The organism is Microvirga yunnanensis (assembly GCF_025460875.1).
Genome location: NZ_JAMXFI010000098.1, coordinates 1 through 18439, shown reverse-complemented (window position 1 = coordinate 18439; position 18439 = coordinate 1). Strand labels below are relative to the sequence as shown.

Below are 18439 nucleotides of genomic sequence, written 5' to 3'. Positions count from 1 at the left end.
GTAAATTCCAGGTGCCTTTGAAATGAACTGTATAGACCAAAAATCGCGCATACTTCTTCTCTAAGGCGAACCATTCTGCATAACGAAGGATCTGTCACAGGCGTGAGCGTATCTGTCCAAGTAGATCACGAACCTCAACGAAATTCATGCTGCAACTGCTCCAGTTCTCTGTATCGATGCTCTTTACATCCGTAAATGCACGGTGGGTCTGGCCATCGAATGCAGAGATTGGCTCCCCAGTGCTCGCCATATCGATGCGGTAGCTCGGGCGTAGTCCTGTGCCCGTGGTTCCGATCCTCACTACCACCTCGCCTTGCTTCTTCATCGTGTAGAACGTGGATAAAACCTGACGAACATACTCTTCAGGGTCACCGAGGAGGCGAAGTACATCGGCTATTGTCGCGTCCTGCGGGATGACGTTCTTATGCACGCCGAACTCCTGATCGCGGTTGTAGTTCTGCCCGTCATTCATAGCACTTGCTCTGCCCAGAGCGTAGCATTTATAAATTCTCGGTAGACCTTCCCCGAGAAGAAATGCCCGCGCCTTTCACTGAACCAGAGCATGAGTTCAGCGGCCTAGAGGAAGCTCAGAAGTGGCTTCAAGATGCACGCCAGATCAAATGAGCCCGTGCTTCAATCAGGAGGTGAACCGGAATGACGCGCATGCGATGGACGTATGTTCCGCCCGCGCTGTACATGGCCTTCGCCCTGTATGCATGGATCGACTTCATCCGCACAGCGCCCAATGAGTGGGGCGCTCTCGGGCTGGTGCTGGCAACCTACCCTGTGGCTGCATTGGGGGTAGCTCTCACCTGGGCTCTGGGCCGGTCCGGCTTTGTGCTGATTCCGAGCGGATTGGACTATTACACCGCCCACGCGATCTACTTCTGGCCGGCTGCCCTCCTGACAGCGGCTCTGCTCTATGGCGTTTGCTCAGCCCTGAACTGGCTTTGGTGGCGGGTGCTGCGCGGGTATCGGAACCCGTAGCGGAGCGGAACGGATTATTTACCCTGGCCGGGTCAGGATGGGTGCACCGGTCCTGCTCCGCATACGCTGACCGGTCCATGGCCTCCAAGCATGGAAGACGCCCTGGCTGAGGGTCCTCGACTCCCCTTGGCTGGGGCGTCGTCCTTTATGGGCCGAGAGGCAGCGCGGATTCCGGGCGATGTGCAACCGGGATGCGGGCTCCAGTAATAGTCAGTATAGGTTCAGGTGCACGCGGGCCCGGCACGGCTGGATATACTGAATAGGCGCAGGATCGTTCCATAAAGCGGCGCGAACACTTTCGGAATTCGCAAAAACGGGTTCCATACTGGGTGCTATGCGAAATCGCGCGGCGCCCCATGTGATTAAGCCGCCGCGGCGTCCACAACAGCCGAACCATCCGGCATCCGTAAATCCCGCCGCCAGCCCCAGCCGCGTCGTTCTACATTTCCATCCTCGTGTACCCACCAGACACCGGGGGGGTTCCGCCCGGTGTCCACCCCGCGTTGCATCCGAACCCCTGCCGGATAGACCTGGCACCGCAAGCCCTCGGCCATAGATGGTCGGGCCGTTGCCATCTGCAGACTATCAGGCGAGGGGCAGATCATTGCCCCTTCTGCAGTGATGAAGCCTACGGGCGCTCTCGGCCAGACATGGACCATCCAGGCGACCGCCATCAGCACATGAAGGGCGATGAACGCGAGGATATGATGCCGCCGAATCTCCATCAGGGGGTGCCTTGGGGGTTCGGGTACAGCTGGACAATCTCGTTCAACTTGCCCGATCCATCGCCTGGCTTAATCACCCCGAGGAACTCACCAAAGACGGTTTTCGCGTCGGTTGGATCGCTCGGCTTAGTTGTTGGCTCAGTCATGAAGAACCTGACATATCGGTTTGATGTCCGAGGCGGAGTTGCATTGCCGGTGTTACTGCTACAATTCACTACGGCAGCATAAAAGACGCGCCGGCTTGGGATATATCCTGACGTGAACTTTGGAGTGTATACGGCGTTGGCGCCGTTTCCAGTCTGAGTTACTAGGGCAGGACAGTACGCCGGATCGGACTGCTGATCCACCGGATACGGCTTTTCCGTCGTTCCACTAGGCATTGATGTGAGGGAGCGAAGAGTTGCCGAGGTAATCGGCGTGTCCTCAATGGGATCTATCTTCCCTGCGGCGACCTTTAGGGGATCTCGCGCCAATCCCAATTCGGCAAGATAAATGTCGTATCTTGTGGTCGCGGCCATGATTCTCGCATAGGCCGTCGGGTTTAGTGTTGCCAAATTCGGGTGGTTCTTCGACATGTAAGCGGGTCTGTTTGCCGTCCACCCCTTATTTCCCATAAAGTCATCGGTGAACGCTGTATCTCGGGGCAATGCGCCAACCCCCCCGTGTTCTACTGTGTTCGTAAGGCACGCGTTAGTAGGATTATTCTTGGTGATGTTTGGGGCCGGAGGGAAGGCGGCCAGCGCTGCCGCATTGGGGGAACCGCCCTGCGGGTAGATCGAGAACCGAACGTTGAGCCCGTCGTAGACCGCGCTTGTGGACTGGCCAGGGTCGACGGTTACGCCGTTCGTATAGCAGAAGTTGGGATGGGGAGCCGCGAGAAAGGCAGCGGTGGTGTTGCCACTCGGATCATTGGGAGCATCGACCACAGAGAAGTCGCCCGCTACCCCAGATCTGCCCTTGAGCTTGAACTGCCGCCCGATCCGGTCGGTGTCATCCCATTCGGCGGGATTGGACGAGCAGATCCGCAGCGGCGTGACATCACAGGCGATATACCCGATTCCCGCCGTGGACATGGCGCTGGTCTGCATCGTCTGGTTGCCGAGCACCTGGATAAAGAGCCCGGTAACAGTGCCGGTGTTGGTGATCGCCTGCACCCAGCCCGCACTTCGGGACGCGGCTGCGTTGTCTGGGTCAAGGGACACGCCGCTCGCGAGATCAGCATAATTTGCCGTGTAGACGAGGCGCAGGATGTTGCTGTCACCGGATACTGCATCCGCAAATTGGGCCGAGTTGAGCACGGCGGCGGCGGCTTTGTTTGCGCGGTGAATGGAGTCGTCTTGGCCATCCAGCTCCTTGGCGGCGGCTAGGGCGGCGGCATCCGCAATGCCCTTCAGCTCGGTCTCCAGGTTCATAAACCGCCCCAGATCGAGCGACAGAGCAAAGAGGCCGACGACGACCGGCAGCGTGAGCGCGAACCAAACAATGATGGCCCCACGCTCGCTGCGTCGGAACCGCCGAAAGACTGAGAACATCCCCGCCCCCCCCTTGAGAATTGAACCCTATTTCTTTCACAGGGCACGGGGTTTTGCAATAAAGGCTCAGTTATCTCCAAAGGGTTAGGGTCGCCATCACATGCCGATTTGAAACCGCCTCATCCGGCTTCAGATGAGCACATGCGGCAGGTCAAGCCGGAGAAACAGAAACGGCAGGGCGCCGGTACGTCCGTGGACAGTTCCGCTCTCCATCCTCCGAGGCCTTTGCAGATGTGCAGTTGCTCTGTGGCGCCTGCTATGAACGAGCCAGGGCTCTTAATCAGCCTAACTAGGGTCGAGTTTCAACAATCTCGGCACTAATCTTCCAGTCACCTGCCTGCTGCTTGGTGACAAGAATCGCCCATGGGCTCGTATAGTTCTTCAGGTGCGAATAGCGGCGGGCAGTAATCATAATCCCGGTGTTGCCGGGCTTGGCCGAAACATCCTGAAAGCTGTTCCGGTCTCCGCGCTGCTGGGCCTGCGGCAGGGCCTGGCGGATCAAGGCTTTCCATTGGGGACCTGTGAACGAGCGGTTCTGCGCCCGCCCGTCAGGGCCAAGGCGCTTTGCCTGGATAACTGCATCATCAGCATATATTGAGACGGCTTGAGTGATCTTGAACTGTGCCGAGGGCTTGCTGGGCTATTTCATCCTATCTACGCCCGCCGGTGTTTCAACTGCACCCAAGCCGGATCAATAAGTCGGCCAGCGTTGCGTCGAAGCAATCCGACCGAGCCACGTACTCCTTGAAGAGAGCAAGAGCATCTGCCGTATCGTCAGCAAGAGCAGGGGGTGCAAGGAGGAAGCCGATCACTGCCATTGCGGCCGAAACGTTAACGCGGGCCATCACCAGACTCCGAAGCGACAGTTGATGACAATACGCCGAGGGGCCACAAGAAAGAAAGAGGGCGGAGCTGCCAGTACATACGTGGACAGCCCCGCCTTCCCTAAGGATCTCACAAGCGGCTAACTTGCGGTTAGCCTCTCACCGATTCAGATTGGCTCTATGAGCGCTCGAAGCTGGCAAACACTTCATCAAGCCTTTGTGGACGGGGATCTTGAGGCCTTGCGCGCCGCGTCAGGCAATCCGCCTGACTTCCCAAATGCGTTTCTGCCGGATGAGGGGACCGGGCTTCAGGACTATTGCCTCGACTATGCCCTTTATTGGTCGCCGCTTCATCTCGTGAAGGCTCTTTTGGAGTTGGGCGCTGATCCCAATTACCAAGCGGTCGATGGGTTTCCGTCGCTATTTGCCGCTATGTCCTCCAATCACGAGGATCGGCACGAGAGGCTAAAGCTGCTTCTGGAATACGGAGCGGACGTGAACCGGCGCGGCGTGAATGACTACACACCCCTGCATTTTGCGGCTTGTCAGGACGATCCTGGCTCAATCGAAATCCTGTTGAAATACGGAGCCGACCCAGAGGTGCGCACCCGGATCGACAACTATGGCACCCCGCTCGAAGAGGCTAAGAGGTTCGGCCATGCTAGGGGAGCTGAGGCTCTGCGCAAGCTTCTGAACACTCCGGGCCGTTCTTGAGGCAGCATCGTAAGTTAGATGCAATAGCGGGGCGGGCAGTTCGTCTAGCGACAGAGGGCCAAGTGCCTCGGTTCTCACCGATACATTTCAATTTCTAAATCGAAGAAGATCTGACGACCACAAAAGCGTGAGCCCTATCCTGACTAGCCCGATCCAATTCTAATAGCTCAAGCACGGGGGGAAACTGTGACTTAAAGCTCCGCCGCTCTGCTTTCGGAAACGGGAAAAGCCCCGGCGCAACCGCTGGGGCTCTTCTAAGGCTACCTACTAAGCGATGAAATCGATATGAGCGTAGATGGCAGCCTTTGCGGCCTGCAGGTTGATAGTTCCCGCCTCGCTAACGAAGCTGTCACCGAGGTCCTCAAGCGTCACCGACCACGCATTGCCGAGCGACAGCTTGAGGTCGTTGGCGGTAAGTTCCTGATCATTGTTCACGAGGGAAAGAGTGAACAGTGAATTGAAATCAGCCTCAGTCAGCGAGACTGACGAGCCACCTGTGCCAGTGATGTTAAAGACGAGGGTGTCCTGCTTGTCGACATTCCCGTCAATGTTGAAGCCTCGGATGACATCATTGCCATCACTGCTGGTAAGCGCCGGGCCGGTATCAACAGTGATCTCAGTATAGATCGTCCGCTCTTGTGTTGTCTTTCCGGTCTTGATGGCGAGAGTTTCCTGAGCGCCGAAGGTCACATCAGAACTGGCGATGCCCTCAAGAAAAGGCGTGCCGCCATTCTGACCAAGGCCAACCTCAACTGATCCGTCTTGGTCGGCATCAAAGCCAAACTGGCTGGCAATCTGCTGCAAGAACGCGGTGTAGTGGGTCGATAGCTCGCTCTGTGTGTCGATCCCAGTCGTATCGAAATGGAACGTCTGGCTACCGGCCCCCATTTCAAAGTTGAAGACGAACTGGTTCGGCCCTTCCGCGCCGTCCATGATGTCGTCACCTGCGCCACCGGTAATGACGTCGACGCCCTCTGCGCCAATGAGGATGTCGTCTCCGTCGCCGCCATCCAAAATGTCGTCACCGGGTCCGCCATTCAGTTCATCGTTTCCACCCTCGCCGTAGAGGGTGTCATCCCCTTGTTGACCGTTTAGGTGATCGTCCCCGAGCCCACCTGTGACAGTATCATCGCCTTTACCAGCATTGACCTGCTCACCGAGTGGATTCGTGATCGTGTATTCGTTGTTTCCGTCCCCGAGTACCGCCATTTAAAGCTCCCCAGCTTATAAAATGTTAAGCTTTAGAGCTATCCGACTTGGCATCTCGCCGTAAATTCCTCTGAAAATCTGTATATTCAGCCATTTTCTCCACGGGACTATCTCCAAAGAGATAGGCTCGGTGCGCATGCTTGCTGCTACGGGGCTTCCAGTGCATCCGTGGACAGCCCCGCCCTTTCTCATCGCCCATTCGGGACAGCGAACAATCTCATGCTAGTCGTAGGCACATTCGATGGTCTGGTGATAAACCTCAACGAGCATTGGAGAGCCGCACCTGAGCCTGTTGCTCCCATGCCTGCCATGCGGACAGGTTCACCGGCTCACGAGCGAGACCCGCAAGACGCTCTGGGCTGATGTCGTAGAAGGCAGGAGGTGAGAGATGAGTTGGGATGAAGTATGGCCCGTGCCCATCTTCTAGGGAGACCCCCATCTCATGGCTCACGTCATGGATCAGGCCGCAGATAGCCTCTGCCATGAGGGCTTTGATCGCATAGGCCACCCGTGCAGGAGCACCGGAGGAGATTGCCGCCTCCGTCGCGTACACCGGCACATCGAAGGCCATACGATGCAGACCGAAATATAGGCCTCGCATGAACGCATCTCCGATGTCCTTCCGCTCCCGGTACTGTTCCGACTTGGGCTGTAGGTCATCCTCATGGGTCAACGGGATTGTCGGGCCCGAAGCGTTGACGCTGGTATCAGTGTTGACCGGAGCCAAGGGCCTTGCACGGGCAGGATCGAGCTTGCCCTTGAGTGAGCGGCGCACGGCCTCTTCGTCAAAGTTTCCGTTACCCAGCCTTGGAATTTTGCCTTGCTGCGCCCAACGCGAGACAAGCGCCTTATCGCGCCCGATGCGTCTGGCCAGCTCGGATAAGCTGATGCTGCTCATGAATGTTGACCTTGTAAAATTGTTGCGCAACTAGACGACCCGAGCGCCTCGTACGCCCTCAAAGACGGACCTTCCCGGAGGAACCTAGACCCAGGGGGGTACCCTGCCCCTGATGCCCCGCCCTGCCCGTGCCGTGACTCCTGGCGGGCGTCGTGATGATGGGTGGTGAGTGCCTCTCGATGTCCGCGCCCGTCTGTGGGCTTCCCACGGACTCCTTGGGCAACACGTCTTCATCGACCAATCCAATGCAGTCATCATGGTCGAGGGTGCCAACCGACAGGAGAGCATGAGCCACACGCTCCACGCTGGCCCAATGCCTGCCAAGAAACATGCGGGTCATGAAGGCATAGCGCCTGGCCTGGATCAGAAGGAACGGCGTATCCATCTCGGGATGCTTGGACAGGATGGCGGCGGCCACCTTGCATTCATCGCACCATCCGCCCTTGCCAGCCCGTGCCCGGTCAAAGGCAGCGTACCAGTGCCGGTCATCCGGGGTGTTGTCGTTGAGCAGGATGCACTCAGCTACCCACCCGCCGAGGAACAGGCCGCAACGCTGATGCAGCGGCAAGTCAGGGGCATGTGACCATCGGGTGATCCAATCCCCTACGATCCGGGCTTCACGAACCCGGCAGCCGATGCCGAGGCCAGCAACGATATGGCCCGCCTCATGATAGGCGATTTCGCGCTTACCGTGAGGGAATCGGGTGAAGTCCAGCCCTGAGACGTTGGCGGGCTGTGCTGTCATCTGTGAACGCGAGACGCCCCGCTCAGTGTCGCAATGACACTGGCGAGGGAACACGCGGCGCTCACCCGCCGGGCCAGGATGAGCTATAGCCCGGCGGGGAGCCACGTCCGCGTGATGCCACACAGGCAGAGCACCACGCGGTGAGAGGGAGGCGGCCATCATTTAGGCGGCCTTGAAGGTCATGGGCCGTCCGCGAAAGGGGGCCTGCGGATCGTTCCAGGCAGGAGCGAACTCCGGGTCAATGTCGGGAAGGCTAACCTGGGTCAGGAGCGAGCCATTCAGGCCGTCCGGGTGGTAGCCGTTGAACACCCGCTCTTGAACCATCGAGATACGAAGGTCCCGGTTGCTTGCATAACAGCGGTGGTTGAACTCCCTGACAGCGGTATCGGCGGCCTGCAGACGTTTCAGCATGGCAACCAGCTTGTGAGCGAGCGCCGGATATTCCTTCCGGATTGCATCAGCGGTGGCCTGGGCTTCGTCCTCAACGGCCTTGCGTTCGGCATTGAATGCGTCTGTCTTCTCCTTGGCCTCGGCCTCGGCAATGCGGCGCTGCAGCTCCTCGGTCGCAGCATTGGCCCGATCAAGGTCACGGCGGGCGCTGGCGAGGGTTTCCTCAACAGCCTTGAGGTCTTTCTCGCTGCCGTCGAGGAGCAGGCGGCGGCGCTCGGCCTCCAGGCGCTCTACAGCGGCCTTGGCTTCTGCCGTGGGGGTTTCAGTAAGGGCTTGGCGCAGATCGGCAGAACCGGCGCCGGATTTCTTTAAGAGGCCGAGAATGTTGGCAAGCATTTTGTGTGTATCCTGTCAGAGAAAATCTGATCCATCTCTCACAGGATACGACAGCTTAAGCTAAGCTTCACGTTGCATAACTTGCATTATGCTTTGCAAAGCTTACACGTGCAGCACGTTTACTCCCGCAATATACGCCTGCAGTCGGGAGCGAGAGATGAACCAGCGTCCACCCACCATCTGCCCCAGGTTGTGAGCAATGGCCCACCTTCGCAAGGTCGCCTCGGTGAGCCCGAACTCACGAGCAGTGGCCTTGAGCTTCAGAAGGTCCGGATTGATCCCGAGCGTGTGCACGTTATCAGGCCGCGATGGATCTGATGCGAGAGCCGCCTCGATTGCCCGGGTCGCTGTGCGAAGGGCTGCAAGGGCTGCCACCAGGGCTTCCCGTGTCGGACCGTTTGGCTCGGCCAGCTCGGGTCTGGTCATCGGAATGTCAGGACGTGCATTCATCTCACGCCCCTCCCATTCGCTGCCAGGATGTTCGACCCCTGTTCGACTTCTGATCCTTCTGCGGCACAGGAGGCGATAAGATCGATAAGAAAGTAAGAAACGTTAGGCATCAGTCTCACCCTCTGCCTCGTCTTCCTGATGGTTTCTTATCTTCTTATCGTTCTTACCAGGGGTAGAGGTGTAGCCATCGATAAGATCAGCCCTATCCGGATGAACGTACTGACCGCGCTTGGCCTTCATCACCTCGCCAGTCTTCGCCATCTTATAGAGAAGCTGATCGACGTTGTTTCGCGAAGCTCCGGTAGCAAGGGAGATCTCTCGTGGCCCCATAGGCTCATCGGCGTCTCGGAGCGTTTCGAGGATCACTGATCGCTCGTCTGTGCGGCGAACCTCCTCGGCTTTGCCCATCACCACCCAGCGGCAGTCGCCCTTGTTGAATTCAACTGCGCTCTCAATCTCCTCGATGTCGCGGCCTCGCCCGTACAGGGTTGCCCCGTTGCCGTCCCGGTCGAGCACGATAGTCGTATCCGCAGCACCGGAGAGGCCGAGCGTTCCGCTGACCTTCTCGAAAGGATCAACATCGCTGCCGCCCTTCCTGGTGTGATGGACTACGACAATGGCTACATTGAACTCTGAGGCGAGCCCCTGCAGACCTTTGATGGCGTGGTAGTCAGTCTCGTACATGTTGTCCTTTCCGCCGCTTGCGGGGCGGAACATGGCCAACACGTCCACGATGATCAGGCGCGGGTTTGGAACTGAGAGGATCCACTCCCGAATGGCATCAAGACCGCCCTCATTGGCCCGCGGCCATTCAGTTGCGTACTGAAAGCCTTGGGGCCACTCGTGCAGAGGGCCAAGCACCTTGTCGATGCGCTTCTGCAGGCGGCGCTCATTGTCTTCCAGAGCCAAGTAGAGGACGTCGCCCTGCTCACAGAGGATGCTGCCCAGGCAAGCCTCGCCCATGGCCACGGCAAGCCCCATCTCCAGGACAAGCCAGCTCTTGCCGAGCTTGGGCCTGCCCGCCAGCAGGGTGCAGCCTTCAGCGATATAGCCGGGAACAACGTAGCCGATGGGAGCAAACTCTCTCCGGCGCAGTTCGTGGGCCGACCGGACCGTTGGTTTCTTACTCCCATTCTTACCGTTCTTATCGAGAGTGATAGGAGACGGGCCATTCAATGGCTGCAGATGTTCGATTGTGTACAGGTTCGGCTTGGCATTAAGCATGGCGCAGCCCCGCAAAGAAGAGGTCGTTCAGATCCGCACGGGGCGCGGATGGGGTGATCAGGAAGGCTTCGGCGCCAGAGGTGCGCCAGCGCTGTGCGGTAGCTCGTGCCGCCCGGATGCCGGTCTCGTCATGGTCGACCGCAAGCCAGAGGCTCTCGATGCCGGACAGGATCGGGAAATTCTCGACGCCACCGGCCGAGATGAGCGACCAGACCGGCGAGGGGCCGAACTCCGCCATATTGCGCAGGCTCAGAGCACTTTCGATGCCCTCGCCGATACCCAGGCAGGTGGTCACGGCCTCGTCAGGCGTGAGCTTGATGGCACCGCCACCTACCGGACCAAGTGCCAGACGATCCTTGCCGTTGATCCTGGTCTTGTGGCCGTCGTGGGTGAGAGCCGTGCGGTGGATAGCCTTGGGCTCGTTCGTCACCACATCCCGCACAAGGCAGACCATGGCAGGTGTCCGCTGGCCTGCGAAGGGACAGTCAGAGTGGTAGCGGATTGCCTCGCTAGCCGCTTCATCGGGCAGGTCGAGGCCACGATGACGGAGATAGACCTGCACAGGTGTACCGGGAGGATTTCGGGCCTCCCGCCAGATCGACAGAGCGTTCGCCGTGCGCTCGGCATCATCCGGGCTTAGCGCCGGGACAGAGGATAGACACGGCAAGGCTGGCGCAGCGGAGGGACGTCGCCCGGACGCTACAATCCCCAAGCGCTCCCGCACATATTCCCGAACGAGGACTGGATCATCGTTCAGTGAGAAGGTTTTGACACGGATGCCATCGTCAGAGGTCGGGTCGAACCTCATTGCTCCAGAGTCGTCCAACCGTGAGTGACCAGGAGGCGCGAAGCGCACCCATCCCGATACAACTCGGCCATTGAGGGCTCGGGCCGCAGCTCGCAAATCGCTCATCGCGCACCTCCAACTTAGAGGCCAAGAGCTATGGCGGCGGCAGCCGAGAGCTTGATCCAGTTCGAGCCGACGTCAGGGTTGATCCAGCCGCCCGGGGCGCGATATAGTATCTGAGTAGAGGGTTTACCTGTCTCGATTTCGCCGCCGTTCCGGGTTCCAGCCGGTGCGGCGGTTTCTTTTTGGGCAAGCCCGCTTTGATCATCGACAGGGTTTGACAAAGACGCGCTAAGTCTTTGTTTTTCCGTCGCCAGGTTGACAGCTTCCGCGAATCTAAGCTTTTGATTTTGGCTTCTTAACCGGGGCTTCCTAAACCGAAGGTCGGAAGTTCGAGTCTTCCCGGGATCGCCAGTTTTCCCCGCCTCGCGACGGCTCACCGTCCCACCCGCGCGACCACGGCTTTGGCGTCGTCGAGGTCGGGCGCGTCGATGTGGCGGTAGCGGGCCTGGACGAGGCCGAAGAGGCCGAAGGCGAAGAGGCCCAGCGCCGTGAGCGCCAGGAGCACCCAGCCATAGGGCTGCTGCTGCAGGGCCTGGAGCGCGCCCCCGAGCCCATGGACGTCCGAGGACGAGGCGTGAAGGGCGGCGAGGACGAGGAAGCCCCCGATCATGAGGAAGACCACGCCGCGGGCGGCAAAGCCCATGCGGCCGAGGAGGATGAACCAGTCCCGCTTGTCGGCCGGCAGCGCCAGGCGCTCCGTGACGTCGCCGCGCCAGGCCTTCGCCATGAAGGCCAGGCCCGTTCCGGCGATGGCCAGGCCGACGAGTCCGACGAGCCATTGGCCGAAGGGCTGGCTCATGAGCCAGGCCGTCCAGTCCTGAGCGGCCTGATCCTCGCCACCGCCCGAGCCGCGGCCGAGGGCGAGTTTCAGGGCCGAGATCGCCAGGCCGGCATAGATGACGCCGCTGATCAGATGCGCGCCCCTCACGCCCCAGCCCTTCAGGTCGGAGCCCCGGTGGTCCGCGTCGGTCAGGGCCTCCAGGACGCGCCACGCGCAGAAGCCGAACAGGCCGAGGGCGATCAAGGTCAGCCAGAGCTTGCCGAAAGGCTGCGAGAGCAGGGATTGCAGCGCGCTGCGGCTGCCCCCCGTCTGGCCGCCGGATCCGATGGCCGCCAGAAGGGCCAAGCCTCCGACGAGGCCATAGACCACGCCGCGCGCGCCATACCCGAGACGGGCCAGGGTCTCGACGGGATTGCGACTGATCGTGGGCATGGCGGGCGGCTCCGGTCTGGTACAGATGAACCGTCAAGCCTTCATGGATGTTCCTTGCGGCCGCTCGGAGACGGGCCTGCTCTGCTGGCGCCAGATCGTCAGAAGCGCGGCCATCAGGACCGGGCCGAGGAAAAGGCCGATCAGCCCGAAGGTTTCCAGGCCGCCGAGGATGCCGAGCAGAGTCCAGAGGAAGGGCAGTTCGACCGCTCCGCCGATCAGGGCCGGCTGAACGACATTGTCCCCGACCAGCATGATGAGCGCGCCCCAGCCGACGACGCCAGCGGCCGCAAGCATCGATCCGCCCGAGAGCACCAACGCGATGGCCGCAGCCCCGAAGGCGAACCACGCGCCCAGCGGCAGCATCGCGAAAGCCGCGGTGAGGAGGGCGAACAGGATGGCATTCGGCACGCCGGCCACCAGGAAGCCGATGCCGATCAGGATCCCTTCGCCCACGGCCACCAGGATCGTTCCGTTCACCGTGCCCCGTACGGCCGTCGCCATGGTCTCGGCCAGGCTCTCGCCCGGCCGCCCGAACCAGCGATCGATGGCGTTGAGGACGTGACGGGCGGCCTCGTCACCGTTGCGCAGCAAAATGAACAGGGTGAGAAACGTCAGGAAGGCATGGAGCACATGCGAGGCCAGCGCGCCGCCGAGGCTCTTCGACCAGTCGGTCAGGGTCTGGCTGTCGATGCCGGTCAGGAGCTGCTCGGCGGCGTGCGGCTGGCTCAGATGCGCCTGCCACCAGGGTGCCAGGTGCCCGCCGATCACGGGCAGGCGGTTCACCCAATCGGGCACGGGAAGGCCGTTCTGCTGAACGTCCGTGACCCACTGCACGGCGAACTGCCCTTCGCGGCCGATCTCGGTGAGCACAAGGGCGACCGGAACCAGGAGAAGGGCCGCAAGCCCGATCGTCACGAGCAGCGGTGCGGCGATGCGGGAGCCCTCGAGGCGGGCGCGGATCCGCCGGTAGAGCGGCCAGACGCTGATGGCGATGATCACCGCCCAGCCGAGCGTGACGAGATAGGACTGGATCATCCAGAGCGTCAGCCCGAGGAGAAGCGCCGCGCCGACGAAGCGGGTCGTCCGGCGCGTGCGCGCGTCAGGCGGTTTCGGAAGGGTGACGGCGGCTCTCTCTTGCATAGAGGGAATCTAGCGCATCGTGCGGAAAAGGGGATCCGGTGTTCGCTCACGTGGCCCTTCGGGTCGCTGACGCGGCCCTTGGGGTCACCCCCGAACGACGCGCCGCTTCAAAGATGTGAGCCTCGTCCCGTCGGCCAAGGGCGGGTCAGCGCTTCGCCACGCGTCGGGTCAGGGCGGCCGCATCCTCGGCGAGGGGTGGTCCGGCGAGCAGCAGCAGGAGCAGGGCGAAGGGCAGCGCGAACAGGAACCCGATCCTGCTGAACCCGATGGCCCCGATGATTCCGCCGGCGAAGAAGGATGCGAACAGCAGGACGAGCAGGCGCAGCTTGCCCCGGTCGGCCAGGACCCGGTCCGGATTGTGCGCATTGCGGTTCCAGTAGAACAGCTTGCCGAGCTCGATGCCGATGTCGGTGACGATGCCGGTCACATGGGTGGTGCGCATGCGGGCGCCCGAGATCTTCGTCACCGTGGCGTTCTGGAGGCCCATCATGAAGCAGAGGAGAGACACCGCGACGGCCGCGAAGACCGGCGACGGATGGGTGAGCCAGCCGAGGAGGCCGAACGCCAGGAGAAGAAAAGCCTCCAGCATCAGCGGCACCGCATAGCGGCTGCCCAGGTGCTGGCGCCTGCCCCAGTTGATCAGCATGGCCGAACAGGCCGCCCCGAGGACGAAGGGCAGGAAGGCTCCGAGGCCCAATCCCACGAGGCCGAGCGAGCCCAGGGCGATATTGTCGGCCATCGCGGAGACGATGCCCGACATGTGCGAGGTGTATTGGCCGACCGCCAGAAGGCCTCCGGCGTTGACCGCGCCCGCCACGAAGGTGAGGGCCATGCCCAGGAGCGTATCGGCCCCGCCGGTCCGTTCGGACGCCGCGATGGTCCTCACCGATCGGATCGTGAAGTCGCGATGCTCCGGATGTGTCGATCGGACTTTCATCCGCTGAGCCTACCGCCGGTCCTGTGGCGAATTCAATGATCCAAATGATGGCCGGAGACCGGTCTCCGGCCATTCTCCTGCTTATTGCGCCACGCTCGTCGAAGCCGAGGCGCGACGCTCCATGGGCGGGATGCGAAAGGTCTTGAGGATCTCCGCCTCGCCCGCGGGCTCGGCCAGCGACGAGCCGCCGACGAAGATCTGGATGGCCCCCGCCTCGACCAGATAGGTGCCGTCGTCGAGGTGGAAGCCGAGGGACTCGACGGGCACGCGCAGCGTCACCTGCTTCGTCTCGCCGGCTTTCAGGGCGATCTTCTCGAAGGCCTTCAGCTCGCGCAGGGGCCGGCTGCGGCTCGCCACCGGGTCGCGGGTATAGAGCTGCACGACCTCCTGGCCGTCGCGCGCGCCTGTGTTCGTCACGCTGACGGACACTTCCAGGCTTTGGCCCTCGTCGAGCCGCCGGCTCGCCAGCTTCGCGTCGGAATAGGCGAACTGGGTGTAGCTCAGGCCCCAGCCGAAGGGATAGAGCGGCGTGATCGCCTCGTCGATGTAGTTCAGGGTGAAGCGGTTGTCGGGCAGGGTCGGACGGCTGCTGGGGAGCCGGTTGTAGTAGAAGGGCAGCTGTCCCGTGGCGCGCGGCCAGGTGACCGGCAGCTTGCCGCTCGGGCTCACGTCGCCGAACAGCACGTCGGCCACGGCGGGGCCGGCCTCCGTGCCCGGATACCAGACCATCAGGATCGACGGGATGCGCTCGGCCACCGGGCCCAGCACCTGAGGGCGCCCGCCCAAGATCACCAGGGCGACGGGCTTGCCGGTCTTGGCGAGTTCCTCCAGCACCTCGATCTGCCGGCCGTTGAGCTCCAGATGGGCCCGGGAGGCGGCCTCGCCGGACAGTTCCTGCGGTTCGCCGAAGACGGCGATCACCAAGTCCGACTGCCGGGCCGCCTCGAGCGCGTCCGGCAGCCCGTCCGTGCTGCGGCAGAACAGGTCGCAGGCCGGCGCATGGCGCACCGTGATCCCCGTACCCTGGGCGCGGCGGCGGATCCCCTCGAGGATCGAGACGCTGTCCTCCTTGTGGCCGCGGGCGGCATGAGGCCCGAGCTGGTCGTGCGGCGCATCGGCGAGGGGCCCGACGACCGCGACGGAGCGCACGGTCGGCGGCACCGGCAGCACGTTGTCCCGGTTCTGCAGCAGCACGAAGGTTTCGCGCGCGACCTCCCGGGCCATCTGGCGCGATTCCGGCGTCGGAAAGGCCGAATCCACGCGGGTCGGATCGATGTCCGGGCGGTCGAACAGGCCCATGCGGAATTTCGTGCGCAGCACGCGCCGCACGGATTCGTCCACCACGCTCTCCGGCACGCGGCCGGCGCGCACCTCGTCGGGCAGGTGCTTGATGTAGAGCTGGCCCATCATGTCCATGTCGACCCCGGCGAGGATCGCCTTGCGGGCGGCCTCGGCCCCGTCGGCCGCGACGCCGTGGTTGATGAGCTCGCCGATGCCGACCCAATCCGAGGTGACGAATCCGTCGAAGCCCCATTGGGTGCGCAGCACATCCGTCAGCAGCCAGGGATTGGCCGTCGAAGGCTCGCCGTTCAGGGCGTTGAAGGCCACCATGAAGCTCGCCGTGCCGGCGTCCACGGCGGCCCGGAACGGCGGCAGGTAGGTGTCGTACATCTCGGCCCGGGGGATGTAGGTCGTGTCGTAGTCGCGCCCGCCCTGAGGCGCCCCGTAGCCGGCGAAGTGCTTGGCGGCCGCGGCGAGGCCGCCCTTGCGGAAGCCTTCCACGCGGGCCGCCGTCAGGGCGGCGCCCAGGGTGGGATCCTCGCCGAAGCCTTCGACGATCCTGCCCCAGCGGCTGTCGCGCGACAGGTCGGCCATGGGCGCGAAGGTCCAGTTCACGCCCACATAGGCGGCCTCCCTGGCGGCCCATTCGGACGCGAGGCGCGAGATGCGCGGGCTGAAGGCCGCAGCCTCGCCCAGGGGCAGGGGAAACTGGGTTCGGAAGCCGTGCAGGACGTCGAGACCGAAGAGAGGCGGGATCTTGAGACGGCTCTGGCGGGCCAGGGCCTGGGCCCGGGCGACGTCCCGGGCGCTGTTGAAGTTCAGGAGAGCCCCGGCCTTCCCTTCGGAAATGTCCTCCCAGCGCAGCGGCGGGCCGTGGGAAACGAGGTTCAGCTGCCCGATCTTCTCCTCCAGGGTCATCTGCCCGAGAAGCTCGTTCACGCGGCGCTCGATGGCCTGGTCTCCGGTTTCCTGAGCGGCTGCCGTGGCAAGAGACGAAGCCGTCAGGGCCAATGCCAGCGCCAGTTGCGCCAAGCCAGGGACATCAGAAAGCCGCACAATTATCTCCTTTATGGAACAATACCACTTTATCGCGAGGTCTCCCTCGCTTGCCGCCCTGTCGTGCCGCACAAGATTGGTTTTGCAAGTGGCGTCTGGGGGGCGTCAGGTCAAATTTTATTTTAGAAAGCCTCATGCATCTGCTGCCCGTCTCGTTGAAGCTGTCCCTGCTGAGCCTGTCCGGCGCCCTGATCATGTCAGGAGGAGCCTTGGCGGCGGCCGCCTATCTCCGGAACTCGGCTCTCGTTGCCGCGTCGGCGGGATTGTTTCTGCTGCTCGCCGCCGGATCTCCCCTGGTGATCGGCCGGCAGATCAGTCAGGCTCTGCGGGACAGGCAGGATGACGAGTCCGACGAGTTCTCCGTGTTCGAGGACGTCACGGCGGCGGCCTTCGAGCCGCCCGAGGACCCAGCCCTCGCCTTTGCCGAATTCACGGTCTTCGAGGAGCCGCCGGCCTCCGACGAGGACGATGCCCTGCGCCGCATGCAGAAGGCGCAAGCCGTCGATCGGCTGAGGGACGGGATCGCGCACGACCTCAACAACCGGCTCATGGTGATCAGTGCGAACATCGATTCGGCAGCCCGCCAGCTGAAGGACCAGCCGATCCTCCAGCGCAAGCTGCTCTCGGCCCTGGTGGCCTCGGATCAGGCCGCCAAGCTCATCGCCCAATCGACGGCCTTCGCCAAGCCGGGCGAGGGGAAGCGGCAATATGTGAACATTGCCGAACAGGTGAGCGCGGTCGCCGATCTGATGAGCCGTTCCCTGCTGCGCGATACGGTCGAACTGCACGTGTCCCTGGCGGAGGACCTCTGGACCATCGAGGCGGATCCCGACGACATCCAGACGGCCATCGTGTCCCTGAGCGGCCATGTTCGGGATGCTCTGCCTCAAGGGGGCGTCATCACGATCGAGGCCCGGAACGTGCAGGTCGACAGAGGCGCGCTGCACGATCTGACCCGCGAGGGCGACTTCGTGCAGCTCACCATCCACAGCGCCGGCCCCGATGAGGGACGCCATGCCCCGGAGGCGGATGCGGAACAGGCCTTCGCCCTGCGGGATCTCGATCTCTCATCCTGGCTGTCCCTGCGTCAGAGCCTCCACTTCCTGCAGGAGCTCGGCGGAATCTCGGAAGTCCGCCGGGATGGTCCCGGGACCTCCATCATCCTCTACATTCCGCGGTCCGACGCGACCCTGCTCCCCGTCGGGGCAACGCGCGAGGAGGACGTGCCGGATGAGAGCGTGCAGGGCCACACGGAAGTTCTGGTGGTGGACGACGAACTCGAAGTCGCGCTGGCGCTGCAATCGACCCTAGAGGAATTCGGCTACGTCACCAGCATCGCGACCGACGCGGCCCAGGCCGTGAAGGCCCTGAACACGCGCAGGCCCGCGCTCGTGCTCGCCGATGTGGCCATGCACGGGACGATGAACGGAGTCGGGCTGGCGCGGGAAGTGCGGCAGGTCTTTCCGGACCTGCCCGTGCTGCTGATCACCGGCAGCCCCGGTATCGCGGGCGAGGACAGCGAGTTCCCGCTGCTGCAGAAGCCCGTCGTCAGCCGCGACCTGCATGTGGCGATCCAGCGGCACCTCAATGCGCGCAGCGACAACAAGGTGATTTCCCTGTTCCCGCGCACGTCGCGGCGCGCGCGCTGAACAAGCGCATGGTGCGGCCCTCCGGGTCCGTCCGATGCGCTAGTGTTCTGTCACTGACGGGCGATTCCGAAATCTGGTCTGACGTGCGATGCTGCCAGGATGGGCAAGATCGAACGCATTGAGGTTCCCGCCGCTGATCGGGAGCGCCTGGAGACCCTC

Annotated in this window: 17 protein-coding genes; 3 read left to right on the top strand and 14 right to left on the bottom strand. The window is 62.4% G+C overall.

Translation table 11 applies throughout. The annotated features are described in order from the left end of the window. Positions 1-94 precede the first annotated feature (94 nt). Complete coding sequence (locus tag NF876_RS32170; RefSeq protein ID WP_262272221.1) at positions 95-472, bottom strand: hypothetical protein; 378 nt, start codon at positions 470-472, stop codon at positions 95-97. A gap of 182 nt (positions 473-654) precedes the next feature. Here NF876_RS32170 and NF876_RS32165 point away from each other — a divergent pair, with 182 nt between their 5' ends. Beyond that, the gene (locus tag NF876_RS32165; protein ID WP_262272220.1) at positions 655-987 is read left to right on the top strand and encodes a hypothetical protein; all 333 of its coding nucleotides are present in this window, start codon (positions 655-657) and stop codon (positions 985-987) included. A gap of 724 nt (positions 988-1711) precedes the next feature. Here NF876_RS32165 and NF876_RS32160 read toward each other — a convergent pair. After that, complete coding sequence (locus tag NF876_RS32160) at positions 1712-3244, bottom strand: pilus assembly protein TadG-related protein (protein WP_262272219.1); 1533 nt, start codon at positions 3242-3244, stop codon at positions 1712-1714. 289 nt (positions 3245-3533) lie between these two features. Further along, entirely contained in the window at positions 3534-3746 is a 213-nt protein-coding gene (locus NF876_RS32155; protein ID WP_262272218.1) for a hypothetical protein, read from the bottom strand. Positions 3747-4248: 502 nt separating this feature from the next. On the opposite strand from NF876_RS32155, the gene NF876_RS32150 reads away from it, so the two are divergent. Next, positions 4249-4782 carry an ankyrin repeat domain-containing protein gene (locus NF876_RS32150; protein ID WP_262272217.1) on the top strand — a complete coding sequence of 178 codons (534 nt, stop codon included), beginning with the start codon at positions 4249-4251 and terminating at the stop codon, positions 4780-4782. A 267-nt stretch (positions 4783-5049) separates the two neighbouring features. Here the strand turns inward: NF876_RS32150 and NF876_RS32145 are convergent, their stop codons facing one another. From NF876_RS32145 to NF876_RS32095, 11 genes are all read right to left on the bottom strand, one after another. Further along, complete coding sequence (locus NF876_RS32145; protein ID WP_262272216.1) at positions 5050-5991, bottom strand: calcium-binding protein; 942 nt, start codon at positions 5989-5991, stop codon at positions 5050-5052. 259 nt (positions 5992-6250) lie between these two features. Further along, entirely contained in the window at positions 6251-6889 is a 639-nt protein-coding gene (locus NF876_RS32140) for a hypothetical protein (RefSeq protein ID WP_262272215.1), read from the bottom strand. Positions 6890-6947: 58 nt separating this feature from the next. Then, positions 6948-7634 carry a hypothetical protein gene (locus NF876_RS32135; protein WP_262272214.1) on the bottom strand — a complete coding sequence of 229 codons (687 nt, stop codon included), beginning with the start codon at positions 7632-7634 and terminating at the stop codon, positions 6948-6950. A gap of 162 nt (positions 7635-7796) precedes the next feature. Beyond that, the gene (locus NF876_RS32130; RefSeq protein WP_262272213.1) at positions 7797-8420 is read right to left on the bottom strand and encodes a hypothetical protein; all 624 of its coding nucleotides are present in this window, start codon (positions 8418-8420) and stop codon (positions 7797-7799) included. Positions 8421-8522: 102 nt separating this feature from the next. Beyond that, positions 8523-8870 (bottom strand): helix-turn-helix domain-containing protein, encoded by a 348-nt coding sequence (locus NF876_RS32125; RefSeq protein WP_262272212.1) that lies wholly within the window; start codon positions 8868-8870, stop codon positions 8523-8525. 102 nt (positions 8871-8972) lie between these two features. Next, positions 8973-10094: an AAA family ATPase gene (locus tag NF876_RS32120; protein WP_262272211.1), complete on the bottom strand. Its 1122-nt coding sequence runs from the start codon at positions 10092-10094 to the stop codon at positions 8973-8975. Beyond that, positions 10087-10902 carry a DUF7146 domain-containing protein gene (locus NF876_RS43880; RefSeq protein ID WP_444939753.1) on the bottom strand — a complete coding sequence of 272 codons (816 nt, stop codon included), beginning with the start codon at positions 10900-10902 and terminating at the stop codon, positions 10087-10089. Before NF876_RS43880 ends, NF876_RS32120 begins: the two co-directional genes overlap by 8 nt. Positions 10903-11377: 475 nt before the next feature. After that, complete coding sequence (locus NF876_RS32110) at positions 11378-12217, bottom strand: DUF1206 domain-containing protein (protein WP_262272209.1); 840 nt, start codon at positions 12215-12217, stop codon at positions 11378-11380. A 33-nt stretch (positions 12218-12250) separates the two neighbouring features. Then, positions 12251-13357, bottom strand: a complete 1107-nt coding sequence (locus tag NF876_RS32105; protein WP_262272208.1) for an AI-2E family transporter — start codon at positions 13355-13357, stop codon at positions 12251-12253. A 145-nt stretch (positions 13358-13502) separates the two neighbouring features. After that, a complete protein-coding gene (locus tag NF876_RS32100) occupies positions 13503-14243 on the bottom strand; it encodes a YoaK family protein (RefSeq protein WP_373371470.1) in 741 nt (246 codons plus the stop codon). Between the two features lie 132 nt (positions 14244-14375). Continuing rightward, positions 14376-16631, bottom strand: coding sequence for a glycoside hydrolase family 3 N-terminal domain-containing protein (locus tag NF876_RS32095; protein ID WP_262272206.1), 2256 nt, complete (start codon positions 16629-16631; stop codon positions 14376-14378). Between the two features lie 134 nt (positions 16632-16765). Here NF876_RS32095 and NF876_RS32090 point away from each other — a divergent pair, with 134 nt between their 5' ends. Continuing rightward, positions 16766-18280, top strand: coding sequence for a response regulator (locus NF876_RS32090; RefSeq protein WP_262272205.1), 1515 nt, complete (start codon positions 16766-16768; stop codon positions 18278-18280). Positions 18281-18439: the final 159 nt, after the last annotated feature.

Excerpts from the sequence above, each read along its gene's own strand:
- NF876_RS32170 (WP_262272221.1), bottom strand. The coding sequence starts at position 472 with ATGAATGACGGGCAGAACTACAACCGCGATCAGGAGTTCGGCGTGCAT.
- NF876_RS32165 (WP_262272220.1), top strand. The coding sequence starts at position 655 with ATGACGCGCATGCGATGGACGTATGTTCCGCCCGCGCTGTACATGGCC.
- NF876_RS32160 (WP_262272219.1), bottom strand. The coding sequence starts at position 3,244 with ATGTTCTCAGTCTTTCGGCGGTTCCGACGCAGCGAGCGTGGGGCCATC.
- NF876_RS32150 (WP_262272217.1), top strand. The coding sequence starts at position 4,249 with ATGAGCGCTCGAAGCTGGCAAACACTTCATCAAGCCTTTGTGGACGGG.
- NF876_RS32145 (WP_262272216.1), bottom strand. The coding sequence starts at position 5,991 with ATGGCGGTACTCGGGGACGGAAACAACGAATACACGATCACGAATCCA.
- NF876_RS32140 (WP_262272215.1), bottom strand. The coding sequence starts at position 6,889 with ATGAGCAGCATCAGCTTATCCGAGCTGGCCAGACGCATCGGGCGCGAT.
- NF876_RS32135 (WP_262272214.1), bottom strand. The coding sequence starts at position 7,634 with ATGACAGCACAGCCCGCCAACGTCTCAGGGCTGGACTTCACCCGATTC.
- NF876_RS32130 (WP_262272213.1), bottom strand. The coding sequence starts at position 8,420 with ATGCTTGCCAACATTCTCGGCCTCTTAAAGAAATCCGGCGCCGGTTCT.
- NF876_RS32125 (WP_262272212.1), bottom strand. The coding sequence starts at position 8,870 with ATGAATGCACGTCCTGACATTCCGATGACCAGACCCGAGCTGGCCGAG.
- NF876_RS32120 (WP_262272211.1), bottom strand. The coding sequence starts at position 10,094 with ATGCTTAATGCCAAGCCGAACCTGTACACAATCGAACATCTGCAGCCA.
- NF876_RS43880 (WP_444939753.1), bottom strand. The coding sequence starts at position 10,902 with ATGAGGTTCGACCCGACCTCTGACGATGGCATCCGTGTCAAAACCTTC.
- NF876_RS32110 (WP_262272209.1), bottom strand. The coding sequence starts at position 12,217 with ATGCCCACGATCAGTCGCAATCCCGTCGAGACCCTGGCCCGTCTCGGG.
- NF876_RS32105 (WP_262272208.1), bottom strand. The coding sequence starts at position 13,357 with ATGCAAGAGAGAGCCGCCGTCACCCTTCCGAAACCGCCTGACGCGCGC.
- NF876_RS32090 (WP_262272205.1), top strand. The coding sequence starts at position 16,766 with ATGCATCTGCTGCCCGTCTCGTTGAAGCTGTCCCTGCTGAGCCTGTCC.